The 22,842-nt window shown below is 71.2% G+C and carries 16 protein-coding genes; 13 read left to right on the top strand and 3 right to left on the bottom strand.

Annotated elements, in window-relative coordinates:
- Positions 1 to 105: 105 nt before the first annotated feature.
- Both TR33_RS18345 and TR33_RS18350 read left to right on the top strand, forming a co-directional pair.
- Positions 106 to 756 carry a class I SAM-dependent methyltransferase gene (locus TR33_RS18345; protein WP_042284406.1) on the top strand — a complete coding sequence of 217 codons (651 nt, stop codon included), beginning with the start codon at positions 106 to 108 and terminating at the stop codon, positions 754 to 756.
- 292 nt (positions 757 to 1,048) lie between these two features.
- The gene (locus tag TR33_RS18350) at positions 1,049 to 2,647 is read left to right on the top strand and encodes an N-acyl-D-amino-acid deacylase family protein (protein ID WP_014908223.1); all 1,599 of its coding nucleotides are present in this window, start codon (positions 1,049 to 1,051) and stop codon (positions 2,645 to 2,647) included.
- A 63-nt stretch (positions 2,648 to 2,710) separates the two neighbouring features.
- On the opposite strand, the gene TR33_RS18355 is transcribed toward TR33_RS18350, so the two are convergent.
- Positions 2,711 to 3,022 carry a hypothetical protein gene (locus TR33_RS18355; protein WP_014910161.1) on the bottom strand — a complete coding sequence of 104 codons (312 nt, stop codon included), beginning with the start codon at positions 3,020 to 3,022 and terminating at the stop codon, positions 2,711 to 2,713.
- A 227-nt stretch (positions 3,023 to 3,249) separates the two neighbouring features.
- Here TR33_RS18355 and TR33_RS18360 point away from each other — a divergent pair, with 227 nt between their 5' ends.
- Positions 3,250 to 3,561 (top strand): DUF6412 domain-containing protein, encoded by a 312-nt coding sequence (locus TR33_RS18360; protein WP_014912229.1) that lies wholly within the window; start codon positions 3,250 to 3,252, stop codon positions 3,559 to 3,561.
- 110 nt (positions 3,562 to 3,671) lie between these two features.
- Complete coding sequence (locus TR33_RS18365; protein ID WP_014912611.1) at positions 3,672 to 4,379, top strand: YidC/Oxa1 family membrane protein insertase; 708 nt, start codon at positions 3,672 to 3,674, stop codon at positions 4,377 to 4,379.
- Here the strand turns inward: TR33_RS18365 and TR33_RS18370 are convergent.
- Positions 4,376 to 4,993: a superoxide dismutase family protein gene (locus TR33_RS18370; RefSeq protein WP_042284408.1), complete on the bottom strand. Its 618-nt coding sequence runs from the start codon at positions 4,991 to 4,993 to the stop codon at positions 4,376 to 4,378. The genes TR33_RS18365 and TR33_RS18370 overlap by 4 nt on opposite strands.
- A gap of 341 nt (positions 4,994 to 5,334) precedes the next feature.
- On the opposite strand from TR33_RS18370, the gene TR33_RS18375 reads away from it, so the two are divergent.
- Together TR33_RS18375 and TR33_RS18380 are read left to right on the top strand one after the other, a co-directional pair.
- Positions 5,335 to 5,967, top strand: coding sequence for a YigZ family protein (locus tag TR33_RS18375; RefSeq protein ID WP_014910709.1), 633 nt, complete (start codon positions 5,335 to 5,337; stop codon positions 5,965 to 5,967).
- Positions 5,968 to 6,085: 118 nt separating this feature from the next.
- Positions 6,086 to 7,609 (top strand): outer membrane protein assembly factor BamB family protein, encoded by a 1,524-nt coding sequence (locus TR33_RS18380; RefSeq protein WP_042284411.1) that lies wholly within the window; start codon positions 6,086 to 6,088, stop codon positions 7,607 to 7,609.
- Between the two features lie 42 nt (positions 7,610 to 7,651).
- On the opposite strand, the gene TR33_RS18385 is transcribed toward TR33_RS18380, so the two are convergent.
- The gene (locus TR33_RS18385; RefSeq protein WP_042284414.1) at positions 7,652 to 9,127 is read right to left on the bottom strand and encodes a hypothetical protein; all 1,476 of its coding nucleotides are present in this window, start codon (positions 9,125 to 9,127) and stop codon (positions 7,652 to 7,654) included.
- Positions 9,128 to 9,376: 249 nt separating this feature from the next.
- Here TR33_RS18385 and TR33_RS18390 point away from each other — a divergent pair, with 249 nt between their 5' ends.
- The 7 genes from TR33_RS18390 (at position 9,377) to TR33_RS18420 (ending at position 22,746) form a co-directional block, all read left to right on the top strand.
- Complete coding sequence (locus tag TR33_RS18390; RefSeq protein ID WP_042284415.1) at positions 9,377 to 14,539, top strand: hypothetical protein; 5,163 nt, start codon at positions 9,377 to 9,379, stop codon at positions 14,537 to 14,539.
- Between the two features lie 22 nt (positions 14,540 to 14,561).
- Positions 14,562 to 14,897, top strand: coding sequence for a hypothetical protein (locus TR33_RS18395; RefSeq protein WP_042284417.1), 336 nt, complete (start codon positions 14,562 to 14,564; stop codon positions 14,895 to 14,897).
- Positions 14,898 to 14,924: 27 nt separating this feature from the next.
- Entirely contained in the window at positions 14,925 to 15,572 is a 648-nt protein-coding gene (locus tag TR33_RS18400; protein ID WP_017533092.1) for a hypothetical protein, read from the top strand.
- Between the two features lie 139 nt (positions 15,573 to 15,711).
- Entirely contained in the window at positions 15,712 to 16,008 is a 297-nt protein-coding gene (locus TR33_RS18405) for a WXG100 family type VII secretion target (protein ID WP_014912563.1), read from the top strand.
- A 127-nt stretch (positions 16,009 to 16,135) separates the two neighbouring features.
- Entirely contained in the window at positions 16,136 to 20,536 is a 4,401-nt protein-coding gene (locus TR33_RS18410) for a type VII secretion EssC family protein (protein WP_042284420.1), read from the top strand.
- Between the two features lie 159 nt (positions 20,537 to 20,695).
- Positions 20,696 to 22,336, top strand: coding sequence for a serine/threonine-protein kinase (locus TR33_RS18415; RefSeq protein WP_042284423.1), 1,641 nt, complete (start codon positions 20,696 to 20,698; stop codon positions 22,334 to 22,336).
- 11 nt (positions 22,337 to 22,347) lie between these two features.
- Entirely contained in the window at positions 22,348 to 22,746 is a 399-nt protein-coding gene (locus TR33_RS18420) for a hypothetical protein (protein WP_014909074.1), read from the top strand.
- The last annotated feature ends 96 nt before the right edge of the window (positions 22,747 to 22,842 follow it).

The raw sequence follows: 22,842 nt of genomic DNA on the forward strand, positions 1-22,842 counted from the left end.
GCCACGGATGATCGGAGATCGTTCGCACGTGGTCTTGCCGGAACGGCAAGGGAGCTTGCCCTTCCGGAGATGTCGGGCGAAGGTGGGTGCGGAGGTGGTCGACGGATGACCGACGAGCACGAATTCGCGCAGGAGACCCTGGGCGCCGACTTCTGGAACGAGCGCTACCGCTCACAGGAACGGATCTGGAGCGGACGTCCCAACCGGCATCTGGTGGCCGAGGTGGAGGGGCTCGCCCCGGGGCGGGCCCTGGACGTGGGCAGTGGTGAGGGTGCCGACGCGCTGTGGTTGGCGGAACGCGGTTGGGAGGTGACCGCGATCGACATCTCCACGGTGGCCCTCGAACGCGCGGAGCTCCACGTGGCCGAGCGTTCCCCGGAGGCGGCCGAGCGGATCGTCTGGAAGCAGGCGGACGTCACCGAGTGGACGCCTCCTCGAGGCGCCTACGACCTGATCGGTGTGCATTTCATGCATCTGGCCCCTGAGCCCCGGAAGCGGTTGTTCTCCCTCCTGGCGGAGGCGGTCGCCCCGGGCGGGGAGCTCTTGGTGGTCGCGCACCATCCGCGTGATCTGGAGACCGGTGTGCCCCGCCCGCCGAGGCCGGAGCTGTTCTACGAGGGGGACGCGGTCACCTCGGTGCTCCCCGTCGGAGAGTGGGAGATCCTGGTCGACGAGGCGCGCGCCGGGAGTCAGACGCTGGACGACACGACCTACACCGTGCACGACCTGGTGGTCCGAGCGCGTCGTTCGGGCTAGCCGGGGGATGGGCGGCCGCCCCGGGGGAGCCGTCCGGGGCGGCCGCCGGTACGCGGCCCGTGGTCGCGGGGTGCGGCCGGGGTCCGGTCGCCCTCGACCACGAGGGATGCCCTGGTTCGAGCGTGGGAGGTTCCCGACCCCCGTCCGGGTGGGGACGATGAGGGAGAGACCTGTCGACCCGCTTATTGGAAACAAAGTTATCGATTGATTTCCCCGAAGCGTATCCCGAGCCGCGCGACACCTCGGCGGCGGGGTCGCCACCGCGGGTGTCGGTGACCCGAACGGAGGAACAGTGCAGTCCGAGACCGTACTCACCGGGGGCCGGATCGTCGACGGCACGGGCGGCCCGTCCCGCCTCGCCGACCTCGTTCTGAGCGCAGGTCGTATCAGTCACGTCCTCCCCTCGGGGACCGCCCGAGGCAGGGGAGAGACCGTCGACGTGACAGGTCTGGTCGTCGCCCCGGGGTTCATCGACATGCACGCCCACTCCGACCTCGCCGTGCTCGCCGACCCCGCGCACGAGGCCAAGGTCCTCCAGGGGGTCACGCTGGAGGTGCTCGGTCAGGACGGGCTCGGCTACGCGCCCGTCACCGACGCCACCGTCGACCCGATCCGGGAACGGATCGCCGCCTGGAACGGCACCCCCGACCTCGACCACACCTGGCGGAGCGTCGGGGACTACCTGGACCGCGTCGATCGGGGGTCGCCCACCAACGTCGCCTACCTCGTCCCCCAGGGCAACGTGCGTATGGCGGTCGTGGGCGAGGAGGACCGACCCGCGACCGACGCCGAGATCGACCGGATGCGCGCGATGGTCGCCCGGGGGATGGCGGAGGGCGCGCACGGGATGTCCACCGGGCTGACCTACACGCCCGGCATGTACGCGAGCGACGACGAGATCGTCGCGCTCCTCGAACCGGTCCGGGCGGCCGGCGGTTACTACTGCCCCCATCACCGCAACTACGGGGCCGAGGTCGTCGAGGCCTACCGGGAATGTCTGGAGGTGGCCCGCAGGGCCCATGTGCCTCTGCACCTGGCCCACTGCCACGTCAACTTCCCCCGGAACCGGGGTCGGGCCTCGGAGGTCCTCGACGCCATCGACGAGGCCACCGTCCGCTACGGACTCGACGTCACCCTCGACACCTACCCCTACCGGGCCGCGGCCACCTACCTGGCAGCCCCGCTGCCCGGGTGGGCACAGGAGGGCGGCGCCCGGGCCACGCTGGACCGCCTGCGCGACCCCGTGACCCGTGACCGGATCCTGGAGGAGATCCAGGGGCGGGGCACCGACGGGAACCACGGTATGCCCATGGACTGGAGGACCCTCGTGGTCACGGGGGTCGCCGACCCGGAGCTCTCCTGGGCGGTCGGTCACTCCATCGCGGACCTGGCCGAACGGCGAGGAGAGGACCCGGGACGGCTCTACGTCGATCTGCTGGTCGCCGACGGGCTACGCGGCGGCTGTCTGCTCCACATCGGCAACGAGGAGAACATCCGCACCATCATGCGGCACAGCGCGCACACCGCGGGCAGTGACGGCATCCTCGTCGGTGAGCGTCCCCACCCGAGAGGCTGGGGCACCTTCCCCCGCTACCTGGGGTACTACGTGCGCGAACTCGGTCTGCTCACCCTGGAGGAGTGCGTCCGGCACCTGACCTCCCGGCCCGCCCACCGACTGGGGGCGACCGACCGCGGGGTCGTCCAGCTCGGAGCCCACGCCGATCTCGTCGTCTTCGATCCGGAGACCATCGCGGACCGGGCCACCTACGAGGAACCCCGGCGACCTCCGGCGGGTATCGAGCACGTGATGATCGGCGGAGAGTTCACCGTCAGGGACGGGCGGCGTACCGACCGACTGCCCGGACGTTCCCTTCGCGGGGGTCGCCGCTGAGAGGCCCCTTCGACACCGAAGGGGCCCCGGTCCGACCGAGGCCCCTCCGTGACGCGTGCGCGGTCAACCGATGACGATGGCCCCGGCCAGCACCGGGGTGCCGAAGCGGACGGCACCGTGCCCGGAGGCCAGCGTCCTGCTCCCCTGGCAGCTGGTACCGGCGAAGAGGGCGAATCGGGACTCCCCCTCGATCTCGACCACGCCGCCCTGCCCGGTCTCCAGCACTCGACAGCCGCCGTTATCGACCGTCTGTCGATGCCCGGACTCGAAGGTGATGTGCACCGGAGCGGTCTCCTCCTCCTCGCTGGACAGCCCCGAGATGGCGTCGGCGATGGTCGCGGACATGGTGGCGAGGTGCGCAGGGCGGATCGGCACGGGAATCCCCTCTTCGTCGGGCTCGAACCGGCCCGGAAGGACATGGCGGAGTGGGTTGCTCCGTGTCATTTAGCTACAGGATCACGTGAACGGTGCGGAACGTCGGCGGAGTGTCGGCGGATTTCTCCCCGTGACCGGGCTGAACAGGGCTTTTGTGAGCTTTATGGTGGACGGATAGGATCGATCCCCCCGGCCTGGAACGGCCATCGACGAGGAGAGGAGGGGACATGGGCTTCCTGCTGTCCCTTCTGGAGTTCCTCGCGATGGGGATGCTCCCCGTCGAACTGACGGGCGCCGGCCAGGGTACGGGCGTGCTCCTCCTGGCCGTGGCGGTCGGCGCCGCTCTGACCTGGATGATCCTGCGGGGCACCGCCCCGTGGCCGGTCGGCGACAGCGCCACCGGTGACGCGCGCGCGATGCGCCGCCGCTCGGAACGGCTGCCGGTCCTGTCCCTGCGCGACCCCGACGCGGCGGGTCGACCACGTCCCCGAGCGCCCGGAGCGGCCCTTTCGGCCGCTCGCCCGTTCGCGCCCTCCTGACCTTCGAGAGGTCCCTTCCGCCTGTGTCCGCGGGGGACCCCTCTCCCTTCGCGCGATGACGCCGAGCGGCCCGACGTCCGTTCCCATCACCTGGACGAAGGGTCTTCTCCTTGTACACCTTCGGGCCGATCGCGGCCTTCATCGACGTGCTCAGCACGGTTCTCGCCGTCCTGACCGACCTGCTCACCCCGCTCGCCGGGACCCTCGCCGCCGGGGCGGCGGTGATAGCGCTCACCGTCATCGTGAGAACGCTGCTCCTGCCCCTGGGCGTGGCCCAGGTGCGGGCGGAGAAACAGCGCGCCCTCCTCGCCCCGAAACTGGCGAAGGTCATGGAGCGGCACAAGGGGAACCCGGAGCGGTTGCTCGCCGCGCAGCGCGAGGTCTACGCCGAGGCGGGCACCGGCCCGCTCGCCGGCTGCCTGCCCGGGTTGGCCCAGATCCCCATCGTCATCGCCCTGTACGGACTGTTCATCGGCGCGGTCCCGGGGACGGGGGAACTGCTCTCCCACACCTTCCTCGGGGTGGAACTCGGGGCGACCCTGGCCGGTGGGGCCTCGGGGAACATCGCGGTCTTCGTCGCGGTCCTGGCCGTGCTGGCCGTCGTGGCCTGGGCCAACCGTCGCTACGTGATGCTGCCGATGGCCGGGGAGACGCCCGGCGCCGCTCCTCCGATGTTCGGAGCCCTGTCCTACCTCCAGTTCACGACCGTGGTCGTGGCGGCCTTCGTTCCGCTGGCGGCGGGGCTGTACCTGTGCGCCTCCACCGCCTGGGCCCTGGGAGAGAAACTGGTCCTGCGCCGGGTCGTCCCCACCCCCTAGAAGTCGACGGTCACGCAGGCGAGGCGGTCTCCCGCCGTGCCCGCGTGGCCCTCGTGGGTGGCGGTGTGCTCGTCGTGCAGTACCAGGGCCCGGGCCTCGCCCTCGCGGAACTCCCAGTCGACGGTGGCGGTGACGAACGCGTTGCCGCTGTCGTCGGTGGTCATGTCCAGCCAGACCTCGTTCTCGGGGTTGGCGTAGTCGGGGTCGGTGGAGGGCTCGCCCTCCTCGGCCGTGGGGTCGAGCTCGTTCTGGTAGTGCGGCCCGGAGTCGGCCGGGTCGTCGCCGCACGGCTGTGTGTGCACGTGGGCACCGAAGTCCCGGTTCGCCTCCAGGCCGGTTCCGGTGAACTGCACGTAGGTGGAGCCGTCCTGGACCCGGACCTGGACGTCGGAGGTGGCCCCTTCGGGCACGGCCGTCTCGTCGTAGGTGAGGGCCCCGGTGCTCTCGCCCGGCGGGAGGAAGATCGACGCGGTCACGCTGGGCTCGGTGGTGGGCTGAGCCGTGGGCGCCTGGGACGCGGAGGATTCGTTGACGGGGGCGGACTCCTCCTGAGCGCATCCGGAGAGGAGGGCGATGGTCAGGGCCAGGCCGACGGCGGGCGGGGCGGTGCGCATGAGGACTCCCGATGTGAGCTCAGTGGTCGTCCGCAACGTTACCCAAGGTGTTCGAGGTATGACCATGGGTGCGGAACCTTGTTCGTCGGGGAGCGGTGGGCGACCTGGGGGCGCCGACCCGGGGGAGAGGGCGACGATCGTGCGACAGGTCGGGTCGCCGTCCGGCCCTCCCGACTGTGGGATGGTACCGGCCGGAACCACCGCGGTCACGGTCGGGCCGTCGGAGCCGTAGGGGATCCCGGAGGATCGTCATCCGACCGGAGTGCGAGGAGGCGCCCGTGGGGTCCCTCCTCCGAGCCGGCAGACTGGGGGCGACCCACGACCCCTGTCGAACAGGCGACATGCGAACGATCAGACGCGGCGGCGAACACGAGATCGAGATCAAGAAGTCCCGGTTCATCTGTGCCCTGGCACGGGTGGACGGGGAGGAGGCCGCGCGCGCGTTCATCGCCGAACGCCGCAAGGAGCACTGGAACGCCAACCACAACTGCACCGCCTACATTCTCGGTGACGACGGTGCGATCCAGCGTTCCAGCGACGACGGGGAGCCCGCCGGGACGGCCGGCGTCCCCATGCTGGAGGTGCTGAGGCACCGCCGGATCACCGACACCGTCGCCGTGGTGACCCGCTACTTCGGAGGTACCAAGCTCGGCGCGGGCGGACTCATCCGCGCGTACGGGAACTCGGTGTCCGCGGCGGTGGACGAGTTCGGCCTGCTGGAACGTCGACGACTCCTGGTCGTGGACGTCTACGCCGACTACGTTCTGGGCGGGCGCCTGGAGAGCGACCTGCGCGACTCCTCGCTCACTGTGCGCGAGGTCGCCTACGAGGACCGGATCCGGATCGAGGTGGCTCTCCCGGAGAGTGGATTGTCCGATTTCGAGGTCCGGCTGGCCGAGCTGACCGGGGGACGGGCCGAGTTCGAGGTACGGGGGACCACGACCGTCGAGGTGGAGCCCGAACAGGACTCCTGAGGGCCGTTCCCGCACCCGGTGCGGGGCGGGAGGAGTTTCGGACGCCATGTATCCACTTGACCTTCGGGCGGCTTAGGATTTGCCGTGAACGTCATCGTTTCGTGGGGAGAGACCGTCAATGCGCAGCTCACGCGTGCCCCAGGCCCTGACCTGTGGCCTCGTGGCGCTGCTGGTCGCGGCGTGCACCGGTGAACCGGAGCCGCCGGAGCCCTCCGGTGAGGCGAGCCCCTCCCCGCTGCCCACCGACTTCGAGGGCGACCCGCCTCCCGGTCTGGAGGGCGAGGTCCTGCGTCATCTGCACGGTGACGAGGCCGACGCGCACGACATCCTCGACGACCCTCTGGGTGTCCGGATCAGCCCGGTGGGCGGTGCCTTCCTGATCAGCTCCGGCGGTGAGGACCGGCACCTGCTGCACGACGCCGCCACCGGCGACACCCTGTGGGAGGGGGAGGCGCGCTTCCGCGGCTTCGACACCGACCTGGAGGGGGAGTCGGCCCTGTCCCTCGTCGACCCCGACGATCGTCCGTTCGTCCTGGACTCTCGCGGCCGGACCCTGTGGGAGCCGGCGGAGCCCGGCGACCTCTACCTGGACGGGGCCGCGGTGCGTCGTCCGGACGGGTGGACCGCCGAGGACCCCTACGGCGACTACACGGTGCTGGACACCGACGGCGAGGAGCTGTGGACCTACGCCTTCGAACCCGAGCCCGAACCCGGCGACGAGGAGACGGACGAGGCCGACTCCGATGACACGGACGTCGAATCAGGCACCGACGGGGACGAGGACGCGGAGGAAGAGGAACCGATCGACCCGCTGGGCGTCCCGGTGACGGCCTGGGACGACACCGTCCTGCTCGACGACGGATCCTCCGCCCTGCACGCCTACTCGATCGACCCCGACGAGGCGGGCGAGGTCCTGTGGTCGGTGTCCTCCTCCGACGAGGATCTCGAACTGCCCGCCAGCGCTCCGGTGAACGTCCCCCAGGTCCTCGGGGTCTACGAGGTTCCGGACCCGGACGCCGAGCCCACCGACGCGCCGTCCGACGAGGACGAGGACACCGAGGAGGGTGAAGAGGAGGAGACGGAGCCCACCCGTGACGTCCTTCTGGTGCGCTGGGCCCAGCCCGAGGCGCCGTCCCTGCTGTCCGCGCACGACGTCGACGACGGCGACACCCTGTGGACGCTGCGGGAGCCGGGGGCGAACCCGGTCGCGGCCCCCTTCGAGGAGGCCCGGGTCCCGGTGGGTCTCTACGACACCGACACCGCCACCCTGCTGCTCCCCCAGGCCAGCGGCGGGGCCACCATGGTCGCCGTCGACCTGGTGACCGGCCGCACTCGATGGGGGTTGGAGGAGGAGGCCGGAGCGATCTCCCCGGCCTTCGCGCACGCCGGTCTCGTCTACGGCGACTCCCGTTCCCGAGAGGACGAGGATCGTCAGCTCGTCCTGGACGCCGAGACCATGGACGTGGTCTCCGACGACCTGTCCGCGTACGTGGAGGCGGTCACCGAGACCGGGCACGCCATCCTCGTGCAGGATCGGCAGCGCTTCGTCTACGGTCCGGGCCCGGGCGAGGACACCGACGACGCCGAGGGGGACGGGGAGCCCGAGGCCTCCGACGGGCCGTCGGAGGACGACGAGGGCTGACATCGACGGGGCGGACCCGGCCGGCCCGCCCCGCCTCGTACGTCAGGACCGGTGTTCGGGGAGCCGCAGCACCACGCGGAGTCCCAGGGCCCCGGTGTCCACCGAGCCGTCCTCGTCGGCCTTCCACTGCCAGCGGGCCACCTCGGCCTCGCCCATGGCCACGACGAGCGTGTTCGGCGGAATGTTGCCGATCACGTGCTCGTCGGCGGTGCCGAGCGGACGCGGAACGACCACCACCAGCGGACGCTCCCTGCTGTGCTCGATCCCTCCGATGGGGTCGGGGGCGGACAGGTCGGGCATCGTCTCGGGGATCAGGGAGTGCAGCGGTCGTCCGGAGGGCAGCACGCGCACGGTCAGCCCTTGGGAGTGGAGGGCGTCGGCGATCACGCGCACCGTGTCGGAGGCGACCCGCTGGTCGCCGCCCACGGCCAGAAGTCCGCGCATCCGGGTGAGGTCGACGTGGACGAGTGTGCGCTCGTCCTCCAGGGTGCCGAGACAGGCCAGGACCCCGGCCGTCATCGGCCGCACGACGGTGTGCGTGGCGGTGGCGAAGTTGAACGGGCCGGGCGCCGTCGAGCCTCGGGCGTAACGCCAGGTGGTGGTGTCGACGACGCGCCATGAGGAGGCGGGGGGAGTGGCTCCGACCGGAACGATGGCGGTCGTCTCGTCCAGGGTGGTCAGGATCGCCACCGGGCGCGCCGGGATCTCGGCGGGGGCGCTGAGCAGGTCGGTGTGGGCACCGCCCGCCCGGTGCACGGCGTCGGGGTCGGAGATGACGCTCTCGGTCGCGGCCCGACGTCGCCGCATGGCCGCGGCGATCCGCGCCGACCTGGGCTTGCGCGGTTTACGCCAGGGCAGGGCGGCGATCTTCTTGAACGGCCAGGCGATCGCCTTGAACACCGGCTGCCAGAACAGGGTGAGCAGCGTCAACAGGATGAGGACGACCGCGCCGACGATGAGGATGCGCGGGTCGATCTTGGGCCTGTCGCCCGGGCCGGCCGCGGCGTCGGCGTCCGCGCTCGGGGAGGCGGAGGGCTCGTTCTCGGGGGGCGGGGTGTAGGCGGGCGGGGCCGGAGGAGGTGACGGAGGCGCGATGCCCTGGGCGTTGGCCTGGTCGACCGCGACGACGCACAGCGGGTCGCGGCCCTCGTAGACGCCTTCTCCACCGGAGTCGAAGGGCACGACCAGTCGCCAACCGGGCTGGACCGCGCGGTCCTCGCCCAACGCCGTGCCGTCGCTCTGGGAACGGCCCTCGTTGTAGCCGTAGATCTCGTCGGCCCGCTCCGGGTCGTCGAGGATGAGGTCCGCGATCGCCTCCAGTCCGGGCGAGCCTTCGGGGACCACGTAGTAGTACACCGTCGGGCACATCTCGTAGCCGCCGGTCGTATCGGCCGCGGCGGGGGAGCCGGCCACCGCCGTCAAGGCCGACGCCAGGGCGAGGCCGAGGGTGAGGGAGCCGGCGGTACGGGCCGTCGCCGACCGTGCTCCCAGGGGTCGTGCCGCCGATGTCAGGGTCACGCGCTCTCTCCCATGGGTGTCTTCACTGGTGGGTCGCCTGGGGGAGGATGCCGGAAAACTTCTTCCGGTTCAGGGGAACCGAGCATGCTTTCGATGCATCTGTTCACTCACGGGGTGGGAGTCTATGATGTCGGACTCGTACAGTGTTCGATGCCCCCACAGGACCTGAGTCCCCCACAGGTCCCGCCGTCGCGCCCCCGGTGCGCGACACGGCGCCGTATCGGGAGCGGGAAGCGGGAAGGTCGAGACGTGACCAAGCAACCACGGGAGTATCTCCGGTGGGATCTTCTCGATCGATCCGAGGACCCCGTCCCCTGGGTCACGAGTGACGTCCGTTCGCTGAGCAGGTTCTACGAGAAGCTGTCGGACGCGGCCGAACAGGCCGCCGCCGACATGCGCCGCCTGGAGAGCGACCGCCTGGGCGAGGGCGACACCGTCGACGCCCTCAAGGAGCTCGTCAACGAGCTGCCCAAGTACCTGGACAAGGCGCAATCCGCCTACGAGTCGGGCTACCGGGCCCTCGACAAGTGGGAGACCTCGCTGGAGACGGCCCGCGCGGACAGCGCGACGATCGCGCGTGCGGCGGCCGAGGCCTATCTGGCTCTGGAGGACACCGACGCCTGGAAGAACAAGGTGGACGGGGACGATCCCGTCCGTCAGACGCACATCGTCAAACTGGAGCGTCTCCTCGACGACATGCAGGGGGCGGCGGACGAGTGCGCCCGGGCCCTGGAAGAGGCCAAGCAGGGCAGTCCCCGCAAACTGTGGGGCTGGTTGGACAAGATCGTCACCTGGGTGGAGGAGAACCCCCTCCTCTACGCGGTGGCGATGGTCGTCGCCGGTCTCGCCGCCATCTTCATCCCCGGCCTGGGGATCGCCCTGGCCCTCGTGGCCCTCTCGATCAGCGGGGCCGGTCTCTTCAAGGAGGGCAAGCTCGGTTTCAACAAGGAGACCCTGTTCACCCTCGGTATGGACGCCGTCTCGCTGATCCCCGGTGGAGCCCTCCTCCGCGGCGGTCGCGCGGTCGGCCGGGTCGCGGGCCAGGCGGCCACCCGGGTTCCGGGGCGGGCCGCCGGCGGTGTGCGCAGCGCCGCCACCGCGGTCCGTAACAGCAGGGGCGTCACCGCGGTGACCTCTCGGGCCGGGCGGGTCTCGCGCAGGGTCAACGACGTGCGCTCGCGCAGTGTCACCGCCGACATCGGCTACAACATCGCCAAGGACTCCGCGACCAGCATGGGCGCCTCGATCACCGTGCAGGTGGCCGGCGAGGGTGTGGCCCTGAGCGATATCAGCCTGGGACACGAGGCCTTGACCGCGCTGGGGACCAGCGCCGCGGGCTCGACCGTGGGCGCCCTCAAGAGCCACGACATGCTTCCGTCCTTCGGTGGTTCCGGCTCCGGGGGCGACGGAGGCACCGGCGTCGGCACCGGTGGCGGCGACCCGACACCGGACCCCGTCGGCTCCGGCGAGGCTCCGGAGCCGGCCACGGGAGGTGGGGAGGTCAGTGGTATCGGAGGCGACACGGAGACCGCTGGTTCCGGGACCCGTTCCGGCGACTCCTCGGACCCCTCGACCGTTCGGCCCTCCGACACCGGTGGCCAGGGGACGCCCGCGCAGGCCTCCTTCGACGCCCCGGACGGCGGGGGCGGTACGACGACCGAACCCGCGGCCGTTCCCTCGAACCCGGACGTCGAGACCTCCTCGATCGGTACGGCCCCCGAGTCGACCGGCGGTCCCTCGGACATCGGCGGAAGCGTGCAGTCCGGCCCTACGAACCCCTCGACGTCCGAGAGCGGCCCGGCCGCGACCGGTTCTCCCGACGCCTCCACCGGAGCGCCGGCGGGAGGCGGTGTGTCCGAGAGCGGCCCGTCCACCTCGACGTCGACGGCCGCGAACACCTCGGACGGAGGCGTTCCGACCTCGACACCGAGCCCGGAACCCACCGGTGGACCGACAGCCGAACCGACGGTCGCCTCCTCCGCCGCGCCGACCACGACGGACTCCACCGGATCCCCCGAGAGCGGGGCCGCGGACACCTCCGTCGGCGGGGGCACCCCCCGGTCCCCGGAGGCCGCCGACGGCACCTCCGGTCAGGGCGACGCCGGCGGACCCCCGGCGGGGACCATCGGGGCCACGGGCGATTCCACGACCGGAGACGGTGCTCCCACCACGGGCTCCGAACCGAACGCCTCCGACCGTGGCGCCACCCCGGAGACCTCAGGCGATGGTGGCAGCACCGACCGTTCCTCCGACGGGGAGGACACGTCCGCACGGAGCGACGCGGGCGAGGGCCGGCGCTCCGGCGAGGAGCCTCGTGAGGACTTCGCCCCGGTGACCAGGTCCGGGGGCGGTACCCCCATGCCCCAGCCATCCGCCCGACCCCGGAGCACGATCGCGGACGTGGACGGGATGGACACCTCCTCGACGGGTCGCTCGACCACGGACGACCCGGAGACGGGCGGCGGCGACACGTCCGGTCCCCGGGCCGACGGTGACACCACCACGACGGGATCTTCCACGGGGTCCCGGACCGACGGGGACGACACCACCACCGGTGCCCCACCGCCCATCGACACGACCTCTGCCGTCCGACCGGACGAGACGGCCGCGGGGGACGGAGCACCTCGACGGGAGACGGTCGAAAGCCACGGGAACGGTTCCTACACGACCACACGCGACGCGAACGGGGAGCCCACGGTCTCCTACCGGCACCCGACGCCGGGGAACGAACCGGACTTCACCATGGACGTGACCCGGGACCGCGTCACGGTCGGAGACCGCACGGTGACCCGTTCCGAGAACGGCTTCGGCGTGACCACGCAGGACGGCTCCGGGGTCACCGTCTCCCGTGGAGAGAGGGGTGAATCGGGCACCGTCGAGGTGACCGGCCCGGAAGGGCGGCCCGGTGCCTCCTACCGCGATGGACGATTGACGGTCCCCACCGACCAGGGGGACGTCACGGTCTCCAGGGACGACCAGGGCGCCACGATCTCCACCTCCGACGGCCTGAGCGTCACTCGTCCCACGAACGGCGCCCCCACCAGGATCGTCCAGGAGGGCGGCCCCGTCGACCTGCGTTTCGGTGACGCCGGTCCTCAGGTGACCAGGCCCGCCGTCGATGGCGACGGAGCCGCGCCGATGACCAGGGTGACCGACCGGCTCGGTGGTCGTACCACCGAGATGGGCCCGGACGGCTACCGGGTGGTCACCGATGGCTCCACCCAGAGCTACGACCGGGGCACCGACACGGTCACCCTGGATTCGGGGAGCACACGCGCGACGGCTTCGCCGGGGGACGCGCGTGTGTCGGACGAGAGCCGGGGCGTCGACCTGTGGCGCTCGCGCGATGGGATCGGCACCGCGAGCGGAGCGGGCGCCACCGCACTCGGCCGAGGTGATGGAGGATTCGACATCACGGCCGGCGAGGCCTCGCCACAACGGGCGTCCCGGGACGCGGACGGCACCATCACCGTCGGGGACACCCGGATCACCTTCGACGAGCCCGGATCTCCGGACGGCGTGGTCCGGACCGGCTCCGGCAGCGAGGTCAGGGTGGTCGACGTCGACGGCAGGCCCGGCCTCCGGGTCACCGCGCCCGACGGGACGACGAGCGTCCATGGAGCGGACGGAGCGGGGCGGGCCCCCTCGATTCAGGTCGACGGTCACCGGATCGCCCTCGGCCCGAACAGCCCGGACGGCTCGGACGTCACCCTTCAGGTGGACACCCCGGGCGGTTGGCGGGTGGACGCGGACGGGGCCGACGCGGCCGGGGTCCGTACCCCACCGGACGCCGACGGGAACTCGTTGGAGATGGCCCGCCGGGCCGACGGCACGAACGAGATGGGCAGCGGCGACCTCAGCGTCGTCTCCACTCCCGCCGGCGACGGGAGCTCGGACGTTCCTTCGTGGGTGTCCGTCCACGGTCCTGACGGGGTCACGGCCGGAAGCTCTCGGGACGGGGCGTACGTCGGCGACGGGACGACCCGGACCGAGGTCGAGCCCGGAGACTCCCAGGGGAGGGGGGCCGCACGGACCCGCTCCGAGAGCGACGACCCCACGACCCACGTGTCGCACGAGGGAGACGAAGGCAGCGTGCGAAGCGGGGACGGGACCACCGTCCACGTCGAAGGCGACCGGGTCGTCGCCGACGTGCCGCGCGGAGGCGCGCCGGACGTGCACAGCGGAGACCGTGTCGTCGAGGTGCGTCCTTCCGGGGTCGGGATGCGCGGCTCCCGGCCGGAGGGAGACGGTTCGTCGTCCCCGGACTGGCGGGCCACCACGAACGGCGAGAGCATGAGCGGCCGGACGGATTCCCGGCACGAGATCACGACGCGCCCGCAGTCCGGTCCGGGCTCCCTGGCCCGCCCGTTCCACGACGGGGACCAGGTCTCCTTCCGTTCGGGCAACATCGAGGGGGACCAGACGCCCGCCGGACGGAGCTCGATGAGCGACGACGGGGGAAGGACCAGGATCTCGGACGGCCGTGGCGGTGTCCGGGTGGTCACCGAGGGAAGGGGCACACCCGACCTGCGCATCACCGAGGATCACGTGCGCGTCAGCGCTCCCGGTGGAGCCCAACAGCGTGTGGACATCCCGCGCGCCGGTGGAGACGACGCCCCGACGGCCCCGCGTCCGGACGGATCCGATGGCCCGACCCCGCGTCGGGACGAGGACGTCGACTCCCCGACGAGGGAGGGCGAGGACGGGGCCCCCGAGGCCCACCGGGGTTCGGCGGACCGCGGCGAGACGGACGGTTCCGGCGACGGCGGACGCGGTTCCTCCGGTTCCGGAGAGGACACACCGGTCACCCCGGTCCGTTCGACGAGGATGGACGCCTTGGCGGCGATCCCTCTGGAGCTCTTCAAGAACGCCCTCAACATCACCCTCGGGTTCGGGGTCGACATGCTCCGGTACCACCTGGACTGGTACGCGGACAATCTGGAGTTCGGCCCCGACGGTCTGCCCAACGCCAGGTATCTGGAGCAGTCGCTCATGCAGATGGGGACCGCGATCCCCAAGGCGGCGGCGGAGACCCGCTTCGAGGGCGGTTCCGGCGCGATCCTGGAGCTGAGCCACCAGGCCATGCGCAACCGGCTCAGGGACGGGATGTTGGAGGAGTTCCACGAGGACTTCCTGAACGAGGAGGAGCGGGAGGACGCCGAGGAGGACGAGATCAACAGGGTCGGCGCGAAGCTGGACCTCCTCGACAAACTGCTCTCCGACGAGGTCAAGGGCGACTACCTGGAGAGCCGTCAGGACCCGCGGGCCGGCCCCGCGGAGCTCAAGGAGGAGGCCCGGATGGACCAGGCCTTCGCCGAGGCGGAGCGGGAACGGGCGCGGCTCGAAGAGGAGCTCGCCGAGTTGCGGGGCATCGACGTCGAGGAACTCAGGAAGCAACGGGACGACGGCTGACGTCGTGTGAGAGGAGGGCCCGATGGCCAAGATCGTCAAGATCGACATGGACGCGGTGATCGAGATGGAGACCTCGCTCGCGCGTATCGCCAACGCCTTCGCCGGCGAGGACGTCAAGAGCCCGGAGGACCGGGCCGAGGACATCGGCCCGGGGAACCTGGTGGACAAGGCCAAGGACTACGGCAAGGACTGCAAGAAAAACTACGAGCGGCAGGCCGAGGACCTGGGCAAGCTGCTGGAGGCGCTCGGCCCCGTCATCGAGACCTTCGAGGAGGCCGACGAGGAGCTGGGCAAGAGCCTGGAGGACGACAAGAAGAAGTCCGGCTCCGGGGGCGGCCAGGGCCAGGCCTACGCGTAGACCGTCGAAACGAAGAGGACCATCGCCATGCCGTACCTGTTCGAGGAGGACGTCCCGAAGGCGGACGTCATGTTCGACATCGACATCCCGGAGCACTGGGCGCAGTACGACCTGTCCGGCGACTCGCTGGCCGAGATGCGTTCCCGGGCGCTGGAGAGGTACGGGAATCGGACCGAGGACGCGGACGCCCTCAACGACCTGTTCACCGACATCGCCCAGGTGACCGGTGACGCGACCGGCTCCGGGCTGGTCTCGGCGGCGGGGACCTTCGAGGAGTACGACGACGGCTTCTTCATGGCGAACGTCTGCGTGTTCGTCTTCCCGTCGGGTCGAGGCGAGAACGCCCTCGATCCCCTGAAGCTGGTCGAGCACGTCTACCCGGCCTCGGCCACCGCGCGCGAGGGCACGTGGCTGCGCAAGACCACCGTCGACCTGGCCGAATCCGGGCTCGGGCGCTGTGGCCGCATCTACGGCATCACCGACTACGACACCGACGAGGCGATCGTCCGCACGGTGGCCATGCACACCGCCTTCGAATACCCCGATCTGAACAAACGGATCATGGTCAGCTGCACCAGCCCCAACTCCCGGGAGGCGGAGGAGGTCCTGGACCTCTTCGACGCGATCACCGGTACGGCCCGCTTCTGGGAACGCGAAGTGAACCCGGGGCGGTAGCCGTGAAAACGGTGAAAGCGGGGGCGAACCTCCTGGTCGGTGCGGTTATCCACCACAATGGTCAGGTTCACGGAGCCCCGGCCTTCACCTCGACAACCCGGCCGGACGCGGCCACCGAGCAGAACACAAGGAGCCCCACATGCCCGCCTACAACGTCGACAGCGACAAGACCGAGGAGACCTCCGGCTCCCTCACCCAGGAGTTCAACGAGTTCACCGAGCGACTCCAGGGCATCAAGAACAAGGTCGACGGCCTGATCTCGGACGGCTACAGCACGCCCGCCGCCGAGAAGCACTTCCGCCCCTTCTTCGAGGACTTCAACAGCGGCTTCGAGGACGTCAACAAGGGTCTGGAGGGCATCGCCAAGTACATCAAGCAGGTCGGCACCACCTTCAGCGAGACCGACGAGAAGCTCGGCGAGGGCCTCAAGGGCTAGCCGGCACCGCACATCCCCCTGCCCGATCCCCCGGTCGGGTGTGGGGGCGGTTCGGAGCGCTCCGAACCGCCCCGACCGTTTTCACCGCACCCTTCCCCGCCCGTAGATCGATCGGAAACAGTCCACCGTGCGCCTCCTCTTCACCGCGACCCCGGCCACCGGTCCGTCAGTGGACGGTCCGGACGGCTCCGGCCCCGTCGCCTCATCGCCTCTGCGACTGGACATGCTCGTCGACGCCGACCCCGGCGCGACGGTGCGTCAGCTCATCGAGGTCGTGGACCCCATGGTCCGTACCCTGCCGAGGACGGGCCGCGAGGTCCCGCTCTACGTCGGTGAGCGCAAGGTCGATCCGGCCGTCTCCCTGTCCGAGGCCGGCATCCTCGACGGCGCCGTCATCGGTGTGGGCGGGCCGGCGGAGGTCAAGGCGGAGCCGCCGGGCGTCGTCGAGATCAGGGTGGTCTCGGGGTTCGACGCCGGACGCGTGGTCCGACTCGACCCGGGCGACTACGTGATCGGCGACCACGAGAGCGCGGTGCTGGTCGTCGACGCCGACGGCCACTGGGCGCGGATCCGGGTGGCCCCCGACGGGACCGTCACCATCCTGCGCACGAGCGACGGCTCCGGGGTCCGGCTGGAGAGGGAGAACGTCGCGGCGGACACGGCCTGGCCGCAGGGCGAACAGCTCACCCTGGGCGGCACCCTCTTCGAGGTCTGGCCCAACCACCGTCCCGACGCCGCGATCGTGCCCTCCGAGGACGGCACCGGCCTGGACTACAACCGTCCTCCCCGCCTGCACCCGGCGCCCAGCAAGACCAAGTTCAAGCTGCCCAGCCCGCCCGAACCGCCGGATCGGCCGATCGCCCAGTTGATCATGATGATCCTGATGCCGATCACGATGGCGGTCGGCGGCGCGCTCATCATGAACCGGCCGCAGATGCTGCTCATCGGGCTGCTCGCGCCGGTCTCCGTGCTGTTCATGCAGCTCATGCAGCGCAAGACCAGCAAGGCCCGCTACGACCGGCAGATGCGCGAGTTCGAGGAGAAGACGGAGCGGGTCACCAAGGACGCCCGCGACGCCCTCGTCTCCGAGCAGCGTCGGTTGCGGGACACCTGCCCCGACCCCGCCGCCGTGCTCCTGTTGGCGACCGGGCCGCGCTCCCGTCTGTGGGAACGCCGCCAGATCGACGAGGACTTCACCCTGCTGAGGATGGGCACCGGCAGCATCCCCTCCCAGGTGGTCCTCATGGACCCCACCAAGGACGACCACCGCAAGGAGGTCACCTGGGACATGAAGGACGTGCCGGTCAGCGTCTCGGTCAAGGACAACGGCGTCGTGGGCGTGGCCGGGAGCGGCGAGGGGGCCCAGGCCCTGGAACGGTGGCTGGTCGCCCAGCTCGTCACCCTGCACAGCCCGGCCGAGCTCCAGCTCTACCTGCTGTCGATGGAGGGCGACCACAACCGGTGGCGCTGGACCCGTTACCTTCCGCATCTGCGCGGCGAACACCCCCGACTCTCGCTGGGCAGGATCGGTATCGACGCCACCACCTGCGCCCGGCGGATCTCCGAACTCCAGATGATCATGGAGGCCCGGGCCCAGGCGCCGCGCGGAGCGGCCGACGAGGAACCGGCGATCGTGGTCGTGCTCGACGGCGCCCGCCGGATCCGCTCCCTTCCCGGCGTGGTGCAGTTGCTGCGAGAGGGCCCCGAGGTGGGCATCTACGTTCTGTGCCTGGACGCGGAGGAGCGACTGCTCCCCGAGGAATGCCGCGCCGTCGTCGGGATCACCCCGCACGGGATGCGCCTGCGCCGTACCTCCTTCGACAACGTCGAGGACGTGCGCGCCGACGTTCCCTCCGCCGCCTGGGCGGAACGGCTGGGCCGGGCGCTGGCGCCCCTGCGCGACAGCAGCGTGGGCGAGGCCGGGGGAGCGTTGCCGCGCAGCGCCCGCCTGCTCGACGTGATCGGGCTGGAGCCCCCGAACGGCGAGGCCATCGCCGCCCACTGGGTGAGCGGTGGTCGCAGCACGGTCGCCACGCTCGGTGTGGGGCTGGACGGCGCCTTCGCGGTCGACATCCGCCGTGACGGCCCCCACGCGCTCATCGCGGGCACCACCGGTTCCGGTAAGTCCGAGCTGCTCCAGACCCTGGTGGCCTCTCTCGCCGCGGTCAACCGGCCCGAGTCGATGTCGTTCGTCCTGGTCGACTACAAGGGCGGCAGCGCCTTCAAGGACTGTGTCGACCTGCCGCACACCGTCGGCATGGTCACCGACCTCGACACCCACCTGGTGGGGCGCGCGCTGGTCTCGCTCGGCGCCGAACTCCACCGCCGCGAGCACATCCTGGCCAAGGCCGGGGCCAAGGACATCGAGGACTATCTCGAACTCCTGGACCGAGACCCGAGCATGCCGCAGATGCCGCGTCTGATGCTGGTCATCGATGAGTTCGCGTCCATGGCGCGCGAACTGCCGGACTTCGTCAAGGGCCTGGTCAACATCGCCCAGCGGGGCCGGTCGCTCGGCATCCACCTGGTGCTGGCCACCCAACGCCCCGGCGGTGTGGTCACCAACGACATCCGTGCCAACACCAACCTGCGGATCGCCCTGCGGATGACCGACGAGACCGAGAGCCGTGACGTCATCGACGCCCCGGAGTCGGCCCACATCGGGATCGACACACCCGGTCGCGCCTACGCCAGGCTCGGACACGCCTCCCTCCTGCCGTTCCAGTCCGGACGGGTCGGCGGTCGCCGGGTCGTCGCGGTCGAGAACGCCTCCGACCCGATCGCCCACGCGGTGAAGTGGTCCGACCTGGCCCTTCCGGCACCGGTCGCCGTACGCGAGGGCCAGGAGAGCGGCGACGTGGAGTCCACCGACCTCACCGCCCTGGTGGCGGCCGTGAAGGAGGCGGCCGAACAGGTCGGCGCCCGACGTCAGCCGAGCCCCTGGTTGGAGGCGCTGCCCACCACGCTCACCCTGTCCGCGCTGCTGGGGGGACGTCCGCCCACGCCCGAGCCCGGAACGGTCCGACCGGTCCCGGTCGGTCTCGTGGACATCCCCGCGCAGCAGCGGCAGACGCCCTACACGTTCGACCTGTCCCGGACCGGACACCTGCACGTCATGGGGTCGGGCCGGACCGGCCGCTCCCAGACCCTGCGCACCCTCGCGGCCTCCCTGGCGCTGGGACACCATCCCGACGACGTCCACATGTACGGCCTGGACTGCGGCAACGGCGCGCTCCTGCCGCTGGAGCGGCTGCCCCACTGCGGCGCGGTCGCCCAGCGGACCCAGGGCGACCGGGTGGTGCGTCTGCTGGGGCTGCTCGGCGAAGAGCTGGACCGACGTCAGAAGCTCCTCGCGGCGCACGGATGCGCCGACCTGGAGGAGCTGCGGGCCAAGGTGCCCGCGACGGAGCGTCCCGCTCACATCGTGCTGTTCATCGACCGGCTGGACGCCTTCGAGCAGGCCTTCGGCGAGTACAACTACGGCGCCCTCGTCGAGGACGTCACCACCCTGATGCGGGACGGCGCCGGCGTGGGCGTGCACGTGGTCGCCACCGGAGACCGCCTCCTGACCCGCACCAAGTACTCCTCCACCACCGAGGACCTGCTGGTCCTGCGCTGCAACGACGCCGGCGACTACAGCTCGGCCGGGCTCCAGGCCCGCTCCCTGCCGGAGGAGGTCCCGGACGGCCGCGCCTTCCGCGCCTCCGACGCCCTGGAGGTGCAGATCGCCCTGCTGACCCGGAACCCGCAGGGCGCCGCGCAGGGCGCCGAACTGGGGCGGATCGCCGACTTCGTGTCCAGGCGCCCCCGGCCCGAGGGCGGGCCGCGCCCCTTCCGGGTCGACGTCCTTCCCGACCGACTCACCATGGCGGACATGTCCCGCTTCCGTTCCGCCCCGCCCCGTCCGCTGCACGCTCTGATCGGTGTCGGTGGCAACGAGCTCGGAGCGGTCACCGCGGACCTGTCGCGCATCCCCACCTTCCTGGTGAGCGGTCCGCCCCAGTCCGGGCGGTCCAGCATGCTCACCGTGATGGCCGAGTCCCTGCTGGAGGGCGGCACGGAACTGTTGCTGGTCACCCCGCGCGGTTCGCGACTGGGGGACCTGAGGACCCGACGCGGTGTCCGGGCGGTCATCGACGCCGCCGAACCCCGACTTTCCCAGCTCCACGAGGCGCTCGGAAGTTTCGAGGGCGAGACGGCGGTCGTGATGATCGACGACGCCGAACTCCTGCTCCAGAGCGATCTGGGCAAGGAGTTCACCCGGATCGCGCGGGGCATGGTGGGCGCCGGGTGGGGCATCGTCGCCGCCGGCACCAACGAGGCGCTCCAGGGCGGTTTCAACGGCTGGCACGTGCACCTCAAGCGCAACCGGGTCGGCGCCCTGCTGTCCCCGCAGAGCCAGGCCGACGGCGAGGTCCTGGGGCTGCGTCTGCCCAAGGGGGTGTCCAGCCCCCGCCTCACGCCCGGAACCGCCTACCTGCACCTGGGCGACGGGCGCATTCAGCAGGTGAGGGTACCGATGCCCTGACCGCCACGACCCTTCGACGGAGAGGGGGAGGAGTAGTATCCACTTACTCCCCCTTTCCCCCTCTTCCTCCCCCTCTTCCTCCCCCTGTACTCGGCGGGCGCCTGAGCATGCCGCCTGTCTCGCCCTTCCCACCTATACGCCGACCAGGACCATTTCCCAGTGAATCCGACCCCCTCAGCCATCACGCTTCCGGTCACCGCGACCGACCTCACCTCCACCGATCCGGCCAGGATCGGGCCCTACCGGACGCTCAAGCGTCTGGGCTCCGGCGGCATGGGCGTCGTCTACGCCGCGCGGAAGGACGGGGGAGAGCTGGTCGCGGTCAAGCTCATCCATCCCGAGTACGCCTCCGACCCCGAGTTCCGAGCGCGTTTCGCCCGTGAGGTCGAACTGCTCGGCAAGGTGAGCGGCGCCTGCGCCGTGCCCCTGCTGGACGCCGACCCCGAGGCCGAACGGCCCTGGCTGGTCACCCCGCTGGTACGGGGGATGACCCTCAGCGCCTACATGCGCAAGCACGGCGCCCTCGACGAACGTCTGCTGATCGGTCTGGCCGCCGGTGTGGCCGAGGCCCTCTCCCAGATCCACGAGGTGGGCATCGCGCACCGCGACCTCAAGCCCGCCAACATCGTCCTGTCGCCCGAGGGGCCCCGTGTCCTCGACTTCGGTGTGGCCCGCGCGGTCGACCAGACCGCGCTCACACGCACCGGTTCGATCATGGGCTCTCCCGGCTGGATCAGCCCCGACCACTACCAGGGCGCCCCGGTCAGCACGGCCGACGACATCTTCGCCTGGGGAGCCCTGGTCTCGTACGCGGCGACCGGACGTCCCCCCTTCGGCAGCGGCGACCCGGCCGCCATCGCCCATCGGGTCATCAGCGGCGCGCCCGACATGGAGGGCTTCACCGGTCCGCTCGCCGACCTCGCCTCACGGGCCATGGTCAAGGAGGGGGCCCAACGGCCCACCGCCCTCGAACTGGTCACCGCGATGGTGGAGGTGAGCGCCCCGGGCCGTTCCTACGCCCCGGTGGCCTCGGCCGCCGCCGCGGGCAACGCCATGGGCGCTCTGGTCGACGACAACTGGCACGGCGTCCAGACCGCGCCCGAACGCGAGTTCGCCGTGGCACGAGGCGGAGGGAACACCGGCAGGGTCCTGGCCTTCGTCGGTGCGGGTGTGGGCGCCCTGGCCCTCATCGCCGGACTCGGCTTCGGCGGCGTGGCCCTGGCCTCCAACTGGGGCTCCCTCCCCATGGCCTCCTGGTTCTCCGGTGGGGACGAGCCCGGGGAGGACGAGGGGACCGAGGAGGCCTCCGGCGAGGAGATCCGGCGCCCCGGGCCGGTCGGCACGGAACCCTCGGAGGATGCCTCACCCTCGGACGAGCCCTCGGACGACGCCTCCGACGAGGACGACGAGAAGGACGACGAGAACGACGAGGAAGAGGCCGGAGAACCGGTCACCACCATGGCCACCGTCGGATCCGGGGTCTCCGCCTCCGGTGAACGCCCCTCGGGCGGCGAGGTGGTCGCCTTCCAGCCCTCGGGCGGTTCCGGGCACTACGGCTCGCTCGACGGCGCGACGGTGGTCTGCGCGTGGAGCTTCTGTCAGGGGCAGGCCGGATCCATCGGGGACGGGGAGGCCGGTTCGGTCTCCTCCAGCCCGTCCGCGTTGACCTCCTACGTCAACTCCGGCGGCCGCACCATCTCCGCCGAGGTCACCTATACCGAGAACGCCGACGGCACCATCACGATCACCCGGCTCGTGGAACATCACAAGACCAGCGGCACGGGCACCCCGCCCTGGTAGGAGGAGAAGTGTTGAAGTCTTTTGTCCGCCGGGCCTCCGGCGGGATCGCCATCGCCCTGGTCGCCGTCCTCGCCCAGGCCGTCCCGGCCGCCGCGGCCTCCTACGGGGGAGAGTGCGGCAGCGGCTACGGCGTGGTCAACCAGGCCGACATCAGCGGTGGAACGGTCTACCTCGCCTACAACAACTCCAGCGGGAAGAACTGCGTCGTCGTGGTGCGCTCCTCCTCCGGAGCCGCGATGAACATGGACGCGGTGCTCAAGACCAGTGACAGCACCTCCTGGGAGAGCGACCCGGGGAACTGGACCGCCTACGCGGGTCCGGTCTACCTGAGCGCCGCCGGCCGGTGCGTGGACTGGGGCGGCGTGGTCGGTGACGCGTGGGTCGTGCGCACCGGCACCAACTGCGGCTGAACCGACCCCCGAACCGATGGACGGCCCCGCCCGAGAGCGGGGCCGTTCGCGTACGGGGAGGGACGAGGCCGCCCGCGACGAGGCGCGTTTCTCCCA

The organism is Nocardiopsis alba (assembly GCF_000710955.1).
In the GTDB taxonomy this organism is placed as follows: Bacteria; Actinomycetota; Actinomycetes; order Streptosporangiales; family Streptosporangiaceae; genus Nocardiopsis; species Nocardiopsis alba.